19 protein-coding genes and 1 tRNA gene are annotated in these 16,439 nt (G+C 37.5%); 4 read left to right on the forward strand and 16 right to left on the reverse strand.

Translation table 11 applies throughout. The features are described 5' to 3' along the window. Positions 1-26 precede the first annotated feature (26 nt). The 3 genes from O3655_RS06975 to O3655_RS06985 all read right to left on the reverse strand — a co-directional run bounded on the left by O3655_RS06975 (position 27) and on the right by O3655_RS06985 (position 2,426). Positions 27-743 carry a hypothetical protein gene (locus O3655_RS06975; protein ID WP_084942961.1) on the reverse strand — a complete coding sequence of 239 codons (717 nt, stop codon included), beginning with the start codon at positions 741-743 and terminating at the stop codon, positions 27-29. 170 nt (positions 744-913) lie between these two features. Next, positions 914-1,591: a hypothetical protein gene (locus tag O3655_RS06980; RefSeq protein WP_070838258.1), complete on the reverse strand. Its 678-nt coding sequence runs from the start codon at positions 1,589-1,591 to the stop codon at positions 914-916. 172 nt (positions 1,592-1,763) lie between these two features. After that, positions 1,764-2,426: a hypothetical protein gene (locus O3655_RS06985; RefSeq protein ID WP_215116123.1), complete on the reverse strand. Its 663-nt coding sequence runs from the start codon at positions 2,424-2,426 to the stop codon at positions 1,764-1,766. Positions 2,427-2,617: 191 nt separating this feature from the next. Here O3655_RS06985 and O3655_RS06990 point away from each other — a divergent pair, with 191 nt between their 5' ends. Next, positions 2,618-3,586 (forward strand): hypothetical protein, encoded by a 969-nt coding sequence (locus tag O3655_RS06990; protein WP_308697140.1) that lies wholly within the window; start codon positions 2,618-2,620, stop codon positions 3,584-3,586. Between the two features lie 91 nt (positions 3,587-3,677). Here the strand turns inward: O3655_RS06990 and pepF are convergent, their stop codons facing one another. The 7 genes from pepF to O3655_RS07025 form a co-directional block, all read right to left on the reverse strand. Beyond that, entirely contained in the window at positions 3,678-5,474 is a 1,797-nt protein-coding gene (gene pepF, locus O3655_RS06995) for an oligoendopeptidase F (protein ID WP_308697139.1), read from the reverse strand. A 10-nt stretch (positions 5,475-5,484) separates the two neighbouring features. Then, the gene (locus O3655_RS07000; RefSeq protein ID WP_308697138.1) at positions 5,485-6,228 is read right to left on the reverse strand and encodes a 16S rRNA (uracil(1498)-N(3))-methyltransferase; all 744 of its coding nucleotides are present in this window, start codon (positions 6,226-6,228) and stop codon (positions 5,485-5,487) included. Position 6,229: 1 nt separating this feature from the next. Beyond that, on the reverse strand, positions 6,230-7,180 hold the full coding sequence (prmA, locus tag O3655_RS07005) for a 50S ribosomal protein L11 methyltransferase (RefSeq protein ID WP_308697137.1): 951 nt from the start codon (positions 7,178-7,180) through the stop codon (positions 6,230-6,232). A 137-nt stretch (positions 7,181-7,317) separates the two neighbouring features. After that, the gene (locus O3655_RS07010) at positions 7,318-7,791 is read right to left on the reverse strand and encodes a GNAT family N-acetyltransferase (protein ID WP_109290187.1); all 474 of its coding nucleotides are present in this window, start codon (positions 7,789-7,791) and stop codon (positions 7,318-7,320) included. Positions 7,792-7,849: 58 nt separating this feature from the next. Continuing rightward, on the reverse strand, positions 7,850-8,218 hold the full coding sequence (locus O3655_RS07015; RefSeq protein WP_308697136.1) for a hypothetical protein: 369 nt from the start codon (positions 8,216-8,218) through the stop codon (positions 7,850-7,852). After that, positions 8,184-8,642, reverse strand: coding sequence for an NUDIX hydrolase (locus tag O3655_RS07020; RefSeq protein ID WP_308697135.1), 459 nt, complete (start codon positions 8,640-8,642; stop codon positions 8,184-8,186). The genes O3655_RS07015 and O3655_RS07020 overlap by 35 nt, the downstream gene beginning before the upstream one ends. A gap of 9 nt (positions 8,643-8,651) precedes the next feature. After that, positions 8,652-9,122, reverse strand: coding sequence for a DUF3013 family protein (locus O3655_RS07025; RefSeq protein ID WP_308697134.1), 471 nt, complete (start codon positions 9,120-9,122; stop codon positions 8,652-8,654). Between the two features lie 115 nt (positions 9,123-9,237). Here O3655_RS07025 and O3655_RS07030 point away from each other — a divergent pair, with 115 nt between their 5' ends. Both O3655_RS07030 and O3655_RS07035 read left to right on the forward strand, forming a co-directional pair. After that, positions 9,238-10,509: a replication-associated recombination protein A gene (locus tag O3655_RS07030; RefSeq protein WP_308697133.1), complete on the forward strand. Its 1,272-nt coding sequence runs from the start codon at positions 9,238-9,240 to the stop codon at positions 10,507-10,509. Between the two features lie 264 nt (positions 10,510-10,773). Then, a tRNA-Lys gene (locus tag O3655_RS07035) sits at positions 10,774-10,846 on the forward strand. 86 nt (positions 10,847-10,932) lie between these two features. Here O3655_RS07035 and O3655_RS07040 read toward each other — a convergent pair. Genes O3655_RS07040 through O3655_RS07055 form a run of 4 tightly spaced genes read right to left on the reverse strand, consistent with a single transcriptional unit; the run spans position 10,933 to position 13,479 of the window. Next, positions 10,933-12,072, reverse strand: a complete 1,140-nt coding sequence (locus O3655_RS07040) for a site-specific integrase (protein WP_247941097.1) — start codon at positions 12,070-12,072, stop codon at positions 10,933-10,935. Position 12,073: 1 nt separating this feature from the next. Beyond that, entirely contained in the window at positions 12,074-12,262 is a 189-nt protein-coding gene (locus O3655_RS07045; RefSeq protein ID WP_000369785.1) for a DUF3173 domain-containing protein, read from the reverse strand. An 11-nt stretch (positions 12,263-12,273) separates the two neighbouring features. Continuing rightward, positions 12,274-13,251, reverse strand: a complete 978-nt coding sequence (locus O3655_RS07050) for a replication initiation factor domain-containing protein (RefSeq protein WP_247941098.1) — start codon at positions 13,249-13,251, stop codon at positions 12,274-12,276. A 45-nt stretch (positions 13,252-13,296) separates the two neighbouring features. After that, on the reverse strand, positions 13,297-13,479 hold the full coding sequence (locus tag O3655_RS07055; protein ID WP_308697132.1) for a hypothetical protein: 183 nt from the start codon (positions 13,477-13,479) through the stop codon (positions 13,297-13,299). A 208-nt stretch (positions 13,480-13,687) separates the two neighbouring features. Here O3655_RS07055 and O3655_RS07060 point away from each other — a divergent pair, with 208 nt between their 5' ends. Next, on the forward strand, positions 13,688-14,197 hold the full coding sequence (locus tag O3655_RS07060; RefSeq protein ID WP_247941099.1) for a helix-turn-helix domain-containing protein: 510 nt from the start codon (positions 13,688-13,690) through the stop codon (positions 14,195-14,197). 257 nt (positions 14,198-14,454) lie between these two features. Here the strand turns inward: O3655_RS07060 and O3655_RS07065 are convergent, their stop codons facing one another. After that, entirely contained in the window at positions 14,455-15,792 is a 1,338-nt protein-coding gene (locus O3655_RS07065) for a HAMP domain-containing sensor histidine kinase (RefSeq protein ID WP_125384897.1), read from the reverse strand. Next, positions 15,771-16,439 carry a response regulator transcription factor gene (locus tag O3655_RS07070; RefSeq protein ID WP_031576232.1) on the reverse strand — a complete coding sequence of 223 codons (669 nt, stop codon included), beginning with the start codon at positions 16,437-16,439 and terminating at the stop codon, positions 15,771-15,773. Before O3655_RS07070 ends, O3655_RS07065 begins: the two co-directional genes overlap by 22 nt.

Below are 16,439 nucleotides of genomic sequence, written 5' to 3' on the forward strand. Positions count from 1 at the left end.
TAGACGCATCTAAGGTCGGCACATTACTATTTGGCATCTATCTTCTCTATACTCTTACTTTTTCCTGTTATAAGTTCTGAATGAGATATATTTTCTCCGTCAAAAACCACAGGATAACCGTATTCATAGCCAATAGTTGCAGAGTGATCTGCACTAATAAAAAGGTCTAACGACTCACTTGATTGTATATGGAAGTAGTCCTGAATAATTTTACTATTTACATTTTTATAAGTAATAGAAGCATCACCAGTCTCCCAATTATAGTACGTTTTTTTGAGTTCAAATCGAGATAGAACTGCTTTATTTAGTTCTAACTTTTGAAATAAAAAACCATCATAAAACAAATCATCTTTAGAAACTTCTGGATTCAAAAATTCTAATCCTTTTTCAGTGTACACAATACGGCTTTCTAAAAGCATTTTTTCTTCATAAGGATTACCTCGAGCTTCTATTCTTTTAAAAGTGCCAGTTATTTCTTGTGTTTCTGCGTTTCCTACGAGATCAATCTTCTGGTAACGAGAGTAGTCCTTCGTCTCATCGTAAGTATCAGTACTTCTAATCTCAAACCCTTCCGGAAATTGCTTAAACAAGTCAAAGAGATTTTCAGTTGGATAAACTCGACTAACCTCAGATATTTTGTTCTCAATCCATTCTCGACTGTTCTTATTTTCTCCACATCCTGTTATTCCTATCATTATCAACCCTCCTAAAAGTAATATTGCGAAAAACGCGCGTTTTTTCATAACCTTCTCCTTACTTATAATATTCAATAAAACAGCTGACCATAGCTCCCTTATAATATACCATAAAAGCAATATTTCCTTGCTTCTTATTCAAGTTCGTAAGTCAGATTTGCTGCATCTAGAGTAGCAATACCACTATTCGCCGTATCCTTTTTACTTACACTTCTCTCCTAATTTGATACTCTCTCCTTAAAATAACAGCCATCATTAAAATCAACAGTAACAGAATAGTAATAAAAGTCATCTAACCTCAAAGAACTACCAAATCCTAGCACTGTTTCAACTTGTTGCTGTTTATTAAAATATTGGTTAATCGTTGTGTTTTTAATAATATAATCTATATCAAAAGAACCATTATTTCCGTTAAAATGTTTGTTTTTTAATGATAATTTACTTAAAAATTCTTTATCTATACAAAGTTTTTGAAACAAGAAACCATCAAACTTCCACATTTTTTTAGCAGTTTCTTCATCAGAAAAAATAAATTTATTGTCTACATATTGAACACTTACTAACTCCTCTTCGCTTTTTGGTGCATCATCCTTCGCTGGGATTTTAGAAAGAGTACCTGTTATTGTATGCAATGTTGCATCACCTTTCAGCTTAATTTCTGTGATAAAATCGTCAATTCCATCACTTTTCTTTTTAAAATAAACCTGCTCAATCTCAAACCCTTCTGGAAATTGCTTAAACAAATCAAACAGATTCTCTGTTGGATAGACACGACTAACCTCAGATACTTTGTTCTCAATCCATTCTCGACTGTTCTTATTTTCTCCACATCCTGTTATTCCTATCATTATCAATCCTACTAAAACTAACTTTGCAAAAAACATACGTTTTTTCATAATACTCTCCTTATTTATAATATTCAATAAAACAGCTGACCATAGCTCCCTTATAATATACCATAAAAGCAATATTTCCTTGCTTCTTATTCAAATTCGTAAGTCAGATTAGAAGCATCTAAAGTTGGAATTCCACTGTTCATAAATTTTTCATCTAGCATTTTATTTCCTATTAATTTGATACCGTTTCTCTATATGTATAAATACTATCGTAGTTGACAGTTACTGAATAATAGTAATAATCGTCGTTTCGGTATGAACTTCCAAAGCCTAATGTTGCTTGTTCATTTTCATCTTTTTTAAAATACTGATTGATAGTTTGATTTTGAACTAAATAATCAATATCAAATGCTCCATTATTGCCATTATAATTTTTAGATTTCATAGATAATGAAGATAGAAAAGAGTGATTAATTGTTAACTTTTGAAATAAAAATCCATTAAAAGGCCATAATTCTTTCGCCTTCTTCTCATCAGAAAAGATAAACTTCCCATCAATATAATCTACTTTTATAGTTTCTTCTGGCTTTTCAGTAATATCATCAGAAGCACGTGTTTTAGTTAGTACTCCGGAAATTGTTTGGTTACTACTATCTCCTTGTAAAGTTATTTCGATAATATAGGTTCCACGTTTTATAAATACTTGATTTACTTTGAACCCCTCCGGAAACTGCTTAAACAAATCAAACAGATTCTCGGTTGGATAGACACGACTAACCTCAGAGACTTTGTTCTCAATCCATTCTCGACTGTTCTTATTTTCTCCACATCCTGTTAATCCTATCATGATCAATCCTCCTAAAAGTAATATTGTGAAAAACGCACGTTTTTTCATAACCTTCTCCTTACTTATGATAATTAATAAAACAACTAATCATATTTCCCTTATAGTATATCATAAAAGGCTGATATGACTGTTTCATCTATGATGTTAAAATCCTGTCTAATTCATTTTAAAACACTGTAATCCTAAAGGTCATGATATAATAGACAATGAATAACAAGCATTACTTGAAGGAGAAATGTATGAAAAAATCGTTCAGACTTTGTTGCCTAGCTTGTGTGACAACACTAGCCTTAGCCCTTGGTGCTTGCTCATCAAAGCCATCTACTAGTTCTACAAATAATTCAAACAATCAGGTTTCTACCTACCATAAGAAAGATGTAACTGGTCCTGCTGCTTCATTTGACTGGAATGCCAAAGTTGAACCTACCAACTATGAGAGAACCTTTGTTGAAACCAACAGTGGCAGTCAATTTAATAAAACTTTAGATCGCACGAAAGAGGCGGCAGAGAATCTTGAAAAAAAGAAAAAGGAAATTTCGGATCCTAAGGTTCAAACAGCCCTCAAATTAGTGGATGCTGTCTTTGTCAATCAAGAAAATTTTGACCTAGTTGTGAAATCAGCGGGTGCTAGCAATCAAGAAGAGTTATTTGATAAGATTTGGAACGAATATTTAGTCCCTGAGTTAACTAAAATCCGTCCGAATTTTTCAAATGATACCATCTTTGAGTATAAGGGAGAAAAATATCCTCTGAAAATTTATGCACCAATGTTTTTCAAGGTCAACACCAATGCATTAGGAAAAGCAGGTGCCTATACTCTTGAGGACTATAAGGTAGAAGGCGACTTGGTTTATTTGAAATTTATATCCCCAGCTGTAGATACTTACCAATATGAAATCAAAGCATCCTATCACACAGACAATCTCGAATTCTTTCAAGGACTGGTAGAAGAACAACAAAAGGTTCTTGAAACAGACTATGCTAAAGCTCTAAATATTCGATTTGTTTATCAATTAGCGGCGCTTGATTTTAAAGCAAATAACTATGTCGATTTAGAGGGAATGGATTATCTTGATCGCAACACTCATTACCTCGCCATAAAAGTGGATAATAATGGAGAAGCTAGCCTTGATAATGAAAATCTCGCCAACCTTTTACAAATTAGCATGAAGGCTTCAAATGAAGCCAATAAAGGAAAATTTGAATAAATCTTTAAATCATGAAAAAATCACCTAAAACAGGTGATTTTTGTGTATTCATCTTATCGATAAACCGTCTTAAATCCGACACTGGATACCCTTACTCCCCCAACTCCGCACTGTAGGCGATAATCTGGTCAACTGTATCAGACAGAAACTGAATCGTATCACGGAGTGGTTTATCTGTTGAAATATCCGCTCCGATAATCATGGCTGACTCAAGCGGTGTCTTACTACCACCTGACTTAAGGAGATTGAGCCAATCTTCAGCTCCGGTTTCTGAATGTTTCAGATGAAGGTAACCAGCTGTTGAGATGACAAGGCCAGCAGAGTAGGTGTAGCTATACAAGCCCATGTAATAGTGAGCTTGGCGCATCCAAGTCAGAGCTGCATCATCATCAATCTCAATGGCATCTCCCCAGAAATCCGTCAAGACTTCCTTCATAATGCTGTTAAGTTTGCTTGCTCCGAAGGTTTCTCCTTCTTCAATCAATGTATAAACCTTACGCTGGAAGGCTGCTTCCAAGAGGTGAGTAATGAAGTTATGGAAGTAGGTATCTGTCAAGCGGTGAGCAAGGGCAAAGCGTTTTTGACGTGGATCATCAGACTGGTGCTCCAAGTAATCACTTAAAAGCAATTCATTGAAGGTTGATGGCGCTTCGACGTAGTAGGTCGACATATGAGCATTGAAGTAACTTTGGTGATTATCTGAAAAGATAAATTGACCAGAATGTCCGATTTCATGAATCAAGGTATAGACATCACTCAAACGACCAGTCCAGCTCATGAGGACATAAGGGTGCACGCGATACGGATCCGCCGCATAACCACCAGAATCCTTGCCACTATTAGCAGCAAAGTCCACCCAGCGTTCTTCTTGATAACGAGCAATTTCCTGACAATATTCTTGTCCCAAAGGTTCTACTGACTTCATGACCAAATCATAGGCGTCATCAATAGTCACTTCAGGATTAAGGGCGCTGTCCAAGTCCAATTTCCAGTCTGCAAAGGTCATCTTTTCAAGACCATTGACCTTGGCAACATGCTTGAGGTATCTCTGAGCAACTGGCGCAAAGTCCTTCATGATGAGGTCAATCTGACGGTCAAACATGGCACGGTCCACTTCTTGCTCAGCTAGAAGATAATCAAAAACCGAGTCGTAGCCCTTCATATCTGCCAACAGTTTTTCAGACTTGACCTGAGCTAAGTAGGCTGCCGCAGCCGTATTTTGGTGCTTACGAAGTCCCTCTGAGAAAGAACGGAAAGATTTCTCACGAACCTCAGCGTCCTCGTGGTTCTGGTAGAAATTTTCATAGGTCACAAAGCTGTTTTTATAGGTCTTGCCATAGGCTTCAAAGTCAGCCATTTCAAAGTCCCCAGCTCGCATCTTAGTGTAAATGTCCTGTGGACTGTAGAAAACTTCACCGAGATTGGTCAAAGCCTTCTCCACATCGGCACCTAGATAGTGGGCTTTTTTGATTTTGGCCTGACGAATGGCTGCCGTCAAGTGAGGTAATTCACCCAAACGGTCCAAGACTTCCTCATCAGCTTCCACCAAGGCATCGTCAAAAAAGGTCAAGGCTACACTGGCATCTGTTTCAAATTCCATCCCAGCTTGGGCAATATTAGCAAAATCTTCATTGCTATAGTCTGTCGTCTGAGGCATAAAGGCGTAATTACCGATATGGCTCATCTGGATATAAATTTGCTCCAATTCCGCAAAGGCCTTCTCGAAATCCTCAAAAGTGTGAAGATTGCCCTTGTAGTCACGGCTAAATTGGTTGATGTCTTCGCGCGTTTTCTCGATTGCACGCAAGAAATCCTCACGGTCTTGGTATAGGGCTGTTAAGTCCCAAAGTTCCTTTTCTGGAAATTCTGAACGGTGTTTTTGTTCCATTTTCTTCCTCTTATTTCTCTAATTCTACTAAAACACTAAGGGCTGATAAGGCATAAAGCGGTGCTGTTTCCGCTCGCAAAATGCGAGGACCAAGACCTGCCAAGACTGCTCCTTTAGCTTCAAAACTTTCAATTTCTGCAGGTGAGAGACCGCCTTCTGGACCAAAGATAAAGAGCAATTTAGCTCCCTTTTCAAGACCAGTGACTGCTTGTAAGAGGGCCGCGGCTTCTCCCTCTTTTGCTGATTCTTCATAGGCTACTATAATAGAGTCAAACTGGTCAAACTGAGTTTGAAAATCTGCTTTCTTCTCGAAAAGCTGGATACTTGGAACGATATTACGCTTGCTTTGTTCTGCCGCTCCAAGGGTGATTTTTTCTAGTTTTTCAACCTTTTTACCCAATTTCTTGCCGTCCCACTTGGCAACTGACCAGTCAGCAGGGAAGGCCCAAATTTGACTGGCACCCAGTTCCGTTACTTTTTGAGTGATAAACTCCAGCTTGTCTCCCTTGGGAAAGCCTGATGCGATAGTCACTTGGATGGGAAGTTCGACATTTTCAGCTAATTCTTGGACCAACTCAAACTGACGATTTTCCACATCTAGCACGCGCGCCAAGCGCTTGATCCCATCATCAAAGACCAAGGTCACTTCATCCTCTTCTTTCAGGCGCATAACCTGAAACATATGCTTGCTGGTTTCCTTGTCCTCAATGGTGACAGGAGAGACTGCACTACCCTTGACAAAATACTGCTGCATGTTAGCCTCCAATCACACCTGAAATATCCTTAGTCTTCTTAAAGACACAGGCATTCCATTCCCCTTGAATCATGTGGGTTTCAAGGAAAAATCCAGCTGACTCAGCTGACTCGCGTACCATGTCCCACTTGTCCTTGATAATCCCACTCATGATCAGGTAGCCTTCGTCCTTGACCAAACGATAAGCATCGTCTGTCAGATGAATGAGAATATCCGCCAAGATATTGGCCACAATGACATCTGCTTCAATCTCCACACCCTTGAGCAAATCTCCAGCAGCAACATGGATATTTTCCATGCTAGGGTTGAGCTCAATATTTTCCTGAGCCACACTAACTGCCACATCATCCAGGTCGTAAGCGAAAATTTCCTTAGCACCAAGTAGCGAGCTGGCGATAGAGAGGACACCTGAACCAGTCCCCACATCTAGCACCGTTTCGCCACCACGAAGAACCTGCTCCAAGGCAAAGAGGCTCATCTTGGTGGTTGGATGCGTCCCAGTCCCAAAGGCCATGCCTGGATCCAGTTTGATAATCTTTTCTCCAGCAGTCGCCTCATAGTCTGTCCAAGATGGCACGATGGTCAAATCATGAGTGATGCGAGCTGGCTCATAGTATTTCTTCCAGTTGTCTGCCCAGTCTTCCTCAGCCAAGTCAGTCGTGCCCATCTTGACCTCTCCTAGATCCATAAAATCAGTTAATTCTGCTAGGCGAGCCTGCAAGTCCGCCTCAACTACAGCTACATCAACCGTATCAGGGTAGTAGGCTGTCACCACGATTTCTTCTTGCTGCTCGACTTCAGGGAATATTTCACCAAAACGGTCGACATTCCCCACATAGTCCATACTGTCTTCGATCGCAACACCTTGCGCTCCTAGCTCAATCAAGAGATTGGAGACCAGCTCCTCCCCCTCACGCTTCACTGTAACTTTTAACTCTTGCCATGTTTCCATAATTAAGATACCAAGCCCGTAAAACACAAAGCCAAAATAGGAAACTCTCTGAAGACGCTTGTGTCTAAGAGAAGTTTATCTTTTTGGTACAGTGTTTAGGGCGGGTTCAGTTTAGAAATGTAACCGAACCATCCTTTCTATTTGTCAATCAATTTTTTCATGTAAACCATATCCATACCTTCTTTTTCAGGCTCGATATGGGTTTGACGGTAGCCATTTTTCTCATAAAAGGCAACCATGCCCGCATCCTGTAATACCGTACACAAATCCCACTGTTTAATCGTCGGAAATTCCTTTTCCAGCAATTCCAATCCTTCAGAACCATAACCTTTTCCTTGATACTGGGGCAAAATCGCAGCCGTTCCCAACCAAGCCTCCGTCAACTCTTCATTGGTCTGAACTCGTAAAAACCCGATATTTTCGTCCTTTTCTTTCACAAAGTAGTAATAGCTATTAGGACGCTCAACCAATTTCCACTTGATTCGTTCACGATCCTCGAGATAAGGATCATACTCATCTTGGTATTTTTCATAGACAGCCTTAAAGCTAGCTCTTTGAATGGCAATAATCTTTTCTAAATCTTCTGCTCCTGCTTGGACAATCTGAATCATACTAATACCTCCAAATTCACTCTCTCAACTCGCTTCCTATGCTCTTCCACAAGCTGTTTTACTGACCCTCAAATTCCTCAATTACATCTGTGTAGTGTTCTTTCATTGCGCTATGAATCTGCCGTTTAAAAATACCAAACATAAGATAATAAACAAATAGAACAATTCCTGCAAACAGTATCAAAAATAAAAAATATACTGAAAGGGGCAGTACGAGACCTCTACCACTCAGTAAGGGTATAACAAGCATTAATACCCAAATAACAGCCGTAGAAATCCCAGCTATTTTCGTGCCACTTTCTCTCTGCTTCTTTAACTTTAAATATTCCATATAGATGAATGTAGCTTCTTCTCTAGAATATTGTCCAGTTTTTAGTTTGTGTTTAACTTCCTTATTTAACGTCGTTGTTGCAATTGCAAAAATCATTTACTTCCTCCAAATAGTCCCTCACTCTATCCTGCAACTGGGGCACGACCTTATCTGAGCCAAGAAATTCCTCGATGCCCATCAGTTTGTAGCCCTGCCCTTCATCTCCAAAGACAATCTGGTCAAACTGTTCCTGAGCCAACTTGCCAACTAGAAATACGGATTGTTTATCCGCAAAAAGCATACTTGGGTAAACCTTACTCCAAAGCAGACAATCTTCAGTCAGATGAATTCCCAGTTCTTCATAAACTTCACGCGCCGCGCACTCAAAAGGACTTTCATCGCCTTCTCGCCCACCACCAGGCAGTTCCCAGGTATTAGGGTATGGAATGTTTGATTTGTCATCACGCAAGATAGTTAAGATCTTATCACCACAAAAGAGGGCAATTTTGCAACCTGTAAAATCAGAAATTTCTATTTCCATATTAGACTCCTAGTATCTCGGATAAGGATAAAATTCTCCTTCTTTCAAGCCTGCTTTCCCTTCTTCAAAGACTTCTTGGTTCCATTCCATGACGAATTCCTCTGCTTCTGGGTCTTCCAAAAAGTCCATGAGCGCATCCAGCCCAACCTCGGCAGTATCTTTGAGGAATAGTGCAAAATAAGCTAAAAATTCACGAGAAAATCCTTTTTTAGGTAGATAAGGAATGACCGTTAAATAGTCTTCTGCATTGACTGTTGACTTGGCAGGATTGTAAAAAAGGACCGCTTCTTCAAAAAGGATATCATCTGACGAAACCTCTCCATCCTCATCCAGCATCTCCACTCCTGCAGCATTTTGTGCCTCTAATAGAAAACTTACTTCAACCGCATGATTGCGCTTGTCCCAGCTAATCTCATAGTCAAAGGGAAAGTTCTTGTCCAACTCCTCCTCTAAAACATCTAAAAATCCGTATGTTGCCATTTTGTCCTCTTTCTATGCGACTCTTTAATCGCCCCGATTGCTCGGAAATATGCTAAAATAGATACTACCATCTTACCACATATACATCAGAAAATCCATGTTAGAAAGGACTGCTATGCCTGACAATCTCGCGCTTCGCATGCGCCCAAAAACCATCGACCAGGTCATCGGTCAGGAACATCTGGTCGGACCAGGAAAAATCATCCGCCGCATGGTGGAGGCTAACCGTCTGTCCTCCATGATTCTCTACGGACCTCCGGGTATCGGAAAGACCAGTATCGCCTCTGCCATCGCTGGGACCACCAAGTATGCCTTTCGGACCTTCAATGCGACTGTTGATAGTAAAAAGCGACTGCAAGAAATCGCCGAAGAAGCTAAATTTTCTGGAGGACTGGTTCTGCTACTGGACGAGATTCACCGACTAGATAAAACTAAGCAAGATTTTCTACTTCCCCTCTTGGAAAGTGGTCTGGTCATCATGATTGGGGCTACCACTGAAAATCCTTTCTTTTCAGTCACTCCAGCCATTCGTAGCCGTGTTCAGATTTTTGAGTTAGAACCCTTGTCTAATCAAGATGTCAAAGAGGCGATTCTGATAGCTCTAACTGACCCTGAGCGTGGCTTTGATTTCCCAGTTGAGCTGGATGAGGATGCACTGGATTTCATCGCGACCTCTACAAACGGAGACCTGCGTTCTGCTTTTAATTCACTAGATTTGGCTGTTCTCTCTACTCCCGAAAATGACAAGGGCATCCGCCATATCACGCTTGACATCATGGAAAACAGCCTGCAGAGAAGTTACATTACCATGGATAAGGATGGGGACGGTCACTACGATGTCCTCTCAGCCCTGCAAAAGTCCATCCGTGGCTCGGATGTCGATGCCAGTCTCCACTATGCTGCCCGCTTGATTGAAGCTGGGGATCTGCCTAGTCTCGCTCGTCGTTTGACTGTGATTGCCTATGAGGATATTGGTTTGGCCAATCCTGAAGCCCAGATTCATACCGTAACTGCTCTAGATGCTGCACAAAGAATTGGTTTCCCAGAAGCTCGCATTCTCATTGCCAATATCGTGATTGATTTGGCCCTTTCTCCAAAATCCAACTCAGCCTATGTGGCTATGGACAAGGCTCTTGCTGACCTCAAAACATCAGGGCATTTGCCCATTCCACGACATCTGCGTGATGGACATTATAGTGGTAGCAAGGAATTGGGCAACGCTCAAAACTATCTCTATCCACACAACTATCCTGGACACTGGGTCAAACAAGACTACTTGCCAGAAAAGATTCGCAATCATAGCTACTTTTCACCAGAGGAAACTGGCAAGTACGAACGGGCCTTAGCCCAACGTAAGGAAACCATTGATAAATTACGGAACTTGTGAAATCCTTTTCAAAAAAATAAATTTTCCTCTTGAATTTTTTTGAAAAAGTGGTATCATATAAATATAGAAACGCTGTGGTGTACGACTTCACACTTAAGTGTTGACCGACTATTTTTTGTATTATTAGGGAAACAAAAGTCTTCTAACAGCATGTAGGCCGTCTCACACGGAAACAGCTTCAGTTAGAGCGAGTTGCCCACCTGCTTAATTGCGCGGGTTCAATACAAACCGTGAAGTTTCGGCACCAATACAGCTTTTTTCTTTGCCTCCTTAGCTCAGCTGGCAGAGCAGCGGACTCTTAATCCGTGGGTCACAGGTTCGATCCCTGTAGGGGGCATCTAAATCAACAGGAAAAAGCCTTGATTTACAAGGCTTTTTTGCTTGTCTATAACTGATTTGCCCCATCATTTGCCCCACATTTTTTTATGAGCAATCTTTCCAAACATCTCTAATTTGATTAAATTCTTCAAAAATTTTCTCTTCTAAAGTGTGTCCATATACTTCTACTAACATTGAAATATCTCTATGTCCTAGAATTTTTGCAATAACTCCAAGGTCAAATCCTTTGTGCCAGAGGTAGCTTCCATAGGTATGACGTGCTCCTTTTGTCGTGATAATTGGATAAATATCTAATTCATTTAAAAGAACACTCAAAGCTTTATTGACACTTGCAATGTCTGGTACCAAGTGAATATATCCATAATGCTGAAAAATCATTTTATACCTATTCTTGATTCCTAGCTCTTTATTAGCCTTCTCCTGTTCAATTTTTAGGACTTGTAATATCTTAATACATTCTTCGTCTATCGGTACCATCCGAATAGACGTTTTATTTTTTGGAGGGACAAATTTATGAGAAAGGGTATTAAACCTCCTATATGTTTTTAGCAGCCCTCTGTCAAAGTCAACTTCATTCCAAGTTAACGCTATTAATTCTCCAAACCTCATGCCTGTTTTTAATAGAAAATAGACGATATAAGGAACAATTGAACGTTGGTAATCAAATTTTTTCTTTACTGCTAAAAGTAAATCCAGATAGTCCTTTTCTGTATGTAAATATTTCTCTTCTGTCATCTGTTGTTCTTTGGATGAAAATAACTCGACATGTTGTGTAAAATCATCAATTAGAACTTTGTCAGCAATTGCCATTTGGATGCTCTGATGAATCCCAGTATTCAATCTACCAAGAAAATTTCTACCAACTGTTTGCCCATACTTATTCATAATTCTTTGGTAGTCACTCGCACGAATTTGAGTGACTTTTTTATTTCCAAATAATCTTTCAATTGTGTTTTTACGGAGAAGATATTTTCTCTTTGTCTCTTCCGACCTACTACTCGGTAGAATTTTTAGTTCAAGCCATTCTTGATACAGATCTACAAGAGAAATATCTCTAGAAATTCTTTTTCCTAAACGAAGTTCTTGCAGAATCGGTTCAGCTTCTGACTCTGCAAGTTTTTTTGTTTTAAAACCGCTATTATGAGCAACAGTTTTTCCTTCGCTACGAATTTCATAGGTCCATAAATTACTATCTCCTCGCTTTCGATAACGAACACTTGCCATATTACGCCACCTCTGTTCCCAGAATCTCATTTACAACACTTTTTGGAACAACCATCAAACGTTTGCGATTATAAAATGTATAGCCTCGTGATACAAGTAATTCTCTCGCCTGATGAATGATATCATTTGCTGTATGAGGGCGATAGCCCATTTCAATTAATTCTTTGTTACTAATTAAATTATTGTCCATAGTTATCCTCCTTATTTATTTTCTAAATTCAGAAACTCACCTACAAGTAGTTGTAATTCTGCATTTAATTTAGGGAGGTTCTGTATTAATACTTCTTTTAATTCTTCCGCAAATTGGTTCGTTTCTTCTCTCAATAGTTTACGGACTCTTGTTTTTTTCTTTTTGATGCTGTCTGATTTTAAATTTGGAAAAGCCAATGATAACAGTTCAGGATTGTTGAGAAAGATAATTGTAAATGCTCTTTGATCCACTCGAATATGTTCTAGCTTATAAAATCCGAAATTATCAAGTCGATTCATAACATCTTGGACCATCTCCTCACCAATCGCTTTGGTTCTGAGTTGGAACTCCAATCTCCACCAAAACGGATTTACAGCCAAATCTAGCTTCTCTTCGCGCTTGTGAGCAATGATTTCTTTATTCTTATCATATAACCTAACTTGTACATTACTACCGCTAGAACCCCAATATTTCGTCTCTAATTCACCCCCTCTACCATAGAAGACCTTATGGGTAACACCACCTTTAATATGTTGCAAATTAACGATTTCAGGCCTGTTGAAAATGTCAAATGCCAAATCAAAACGAGACAAACGTACCGTCAATGAATTCAATTTAGCAAAGTACATTAATTGTCTCCATACTTTCATTCCGTCAAATTCTTTTAAAATATTAGGATTGAAATCAATTCGAATCAATTGTTCACCTCCATAAGTGGATAATTGGAAAAATATAATATTGATCGAATCATACTCATTAAAATTTTTAGCTAAAGTAAAGACATCATCTCGTACATTATCATATAGTTCAAATGAATCAACTCTTGTACTTATTGCCTGTTTCAGATTTTTGAAAATTCGTCTTAGGGAACCAGTGTCTGTATCCCAGATAACCGTTAATCTATCAATACTGACATCTAACCGCTGTACTAATTCTCCTACATCACATCGTTCTTGAATGTTTCTTAAATCTTGTATAGAAACCAACAAAATTGTCCCCCCTTCTTTTAGATTTTTTAGGTCTCAGAAACACCGTCAAATCAACGTTTGCTCGTTCCGTCGTTCTTTGGGCGTTGCCCTAAGTGTACCTTTTTGCTGGCTGTTAGAATAGCCAGCTTTTGCTTGGCTAGAAATTGTCTGGACGCCAGTCTGCAGGACTTCGCCTGACTTCCCGTCAGGCTCGTCCCTTGACCTTGTCCACACAATTTCTAGCACCAAGGCTTCGAATAGTCATAAGTCATAGTCTCGTCCTCAACTTCCTCCTCACTCACTGTTCCTAAACTTACGAGCTACTTTGTATCGTTTATAACTTATTTATAAGTTATAAATATATTTTATAAAAAATATTTTAAATAGTCAACTAAAAACTTGATTTGTAAGTTTATAGATGATAGAATAAGTTTAAAATACAACATAGGAGTTTATCATGACCTTTATTATTCAAAATTTTGGACCCAATTTGGCACGACTACGCATAGAAAAAGGAGTAAGTCAAACTCAACTTGCGGAAGATTTAGGAATCGGTAAACAGTCCATCTCTGATTATGAAAAACAAAAAAGCTATCCTACCTTTGCAAATTTAGATAAGATAGCAGAATATTTTAATGCAACTCCAACCCAACTATTTGGAACTAGTAAAGAGATTGAGTTAGAAAAGAGTGTTCTTGAATCTAATGAATACTCTGATAAAGTAAGTGAAATCTTAAAGGCTGTCAAATACATCGAACATTTTCTACAAACTGATGGACAGTACTTAGAGGATTTACTTTACCTAACAAGAGGCAACCAACTATACACAGAAGATGGAGATGAATTGTATATTGATCCAACTTCTCAGAAAAGAACATTTCATACCCAATATGAACCCGGTTTTATTGTAGCAAGAGATAAATCCCCACTAGAACTCTTAATTGAAAATAAGGACCTATTAGATTAAATAAAAAAAGCGAGTTTTAGGCTCGCTTTTCTATTGTATAATCTTATTCTTCAGTTCTTCCAGTTACTTGAAGCAGGTTCACTGTTTCAATATTGTTGAAGACAAAATTAATTGAATTATCCTCTCCAATCTCAATACGATCTATAAAAGACACTAAAGATAGTTGATTTAATTCATCACTTTCAGAATTAGGAACTATCTCAGAAACGAAAATTTATCCCCTTGATAACCAGATTTATTAATTTTTTAAAATATGCTTACTTTTTAAATACCATTTTAACTTCAGCACCATTACCTTGATCATCATAATTATTTAGTAACAATTGTCCCTTGTTATTTTCAAGTATTTTCATAACAATTGAAAGCCCTAATCCATGTATATTATTATCATACATTTTCGTTGATACATATTTTTCTCTTAGATCATAAAGAATATCATTATTAAATCCATCACCTTGATCCCTGACCACAATAGTATAATCATCTATATCATCATAAAAACCGATAAATATCGTAGAACCCACTGAAGAGTTCTCAATTGCATTATTTACTAAATTTTGTATCGCAATAGCAATTGAATTTTTATCTAATTTAATGTTACTTTCATCAGACGAAAGAATTGACAAGCTAAAACCCTTAAGTTTACAAATACTAGTCACAATTTTTATCCAATCGTCTAAAACTTCTTTTGATACAACTTCCTTTGGAGCTTCCATCAAATCAGAAAATTCATTTAGTTTTTTTAAAAAAGATTCCAATCTCTCCACACCATTTAAAGCATCTTCTGCTCTTTCAAGAACATTTTCTTGATCTTCTTTTAATAATTCTATATTCCCCTTAATTAGAGTAATCGGAGTCCTCACATCATGAGTAATCGATTGAATCATTTCTTTTTGTGTCATCTGCATATTCCATTGTTTTTCTAATGATGCCTTTAAGCTCCTTGCCATACTATCTATAGAATCTAACACTCCTGAAATTTCTGTATAATCAGAATACTCTCTTTCAAATTCTAATTGTAATTTTTCAATATTTTCATTAGCCTTGGATATCTTTCTAATTTCACTCCTTAATTTCCTTGTCAAATTACTTATTAAATAAATAAACCCAATTAGCCATAGACAAAACATGCTTGTAAAATACACCAATTCAAAATTTCCAATTATTTTGTATACATTTGGATTGGTAGGTATAGCACTAATTTTATATTTTATGATCAAATCTTTATTACCATTTTTAAAAGCCTTAAATACATCTGAACCTATTATGTGTTCCTTTGAAGATTTTCCTTTTTGCAATGCCTCACTTATTTTTTGATTATAGCGTTCATCAATCGTATTTTCTATAATTTCTCCATTATCTCTTAATTGATATTCATAAAAAAATGGTATTTTATCAATTTCCCAATTCTCTTTTTGAAACTCATATTTTACTGTATCAGAATGCCTTTCAGCATAATTTGCAGGATATACTACCCCAGTGTTAATTAAGATGTTTAGAGGCATATAGGAAAATAAACTCATAAATAGTACAAAAAACAATTCTAAAATTGCAAATTTACTAATTAAATAGGTTAAACTTTTTTTAGTTCCCATTGATAACCTACTCCCCAAATAGTTTTAACTGGATCTATATGAAATCCAGCAAATTTTTCTCTTATTTTTTTTATTCTTTCTGTAATAGAAGTTGAACTATCACCTTCAGCATCATATCCATAAATTGTTGTATAAATCTTTTCTTTAGTAAAAACCTGGTTTCTATTTTTTAAAAGTAATTCGCATATTTTATATTCACTTTTGGTAAGAGTAATTTCATCTTCCTTGAAATATATTTTTTTAGACAATAAGTCACAAGAAATTGGATAATCAATTATTCTACTGTGCTTATCTCTATTTTCTCTTCTAATATGTGCTGCAACCCTCGCCCTTATTTCAGATACAGAAAATGGCTTTGTAACATAATCATCTGCACCTAAGGCAAATCCCTCTATCTTGTCCTTTTCAAAACTTTTAGCCGTCAACAAGATAATCGGTGCATCTATCAATTCTCTATATCGTGATAAAAACTCAAATCCATCCATTTTATCCATCATGACATCAAGAATAATCAAATTATATTTAACCAGCTGTTCAGGAACAATTTTTTCAGCTGAATCACAAAGGTCAACATTATATTCTTTTTTAAAAGTCAACTCTAAAAGTCGTAATAGATCTTTATCATCATCTATGATTAATAAGTTCAT

Origin of the sequence: Streptococcus sp. 27098_8_70, from assembly GCF_041432215.1 — a bacterium.
In the GTDB taxonomy this organism is placed as follows: domain Bacteria; phylum Bacillota; class Bacilli; order Lactobacillales; family Streptococcaceae; genus Streptococcus; species Streptococcus oralis_CP.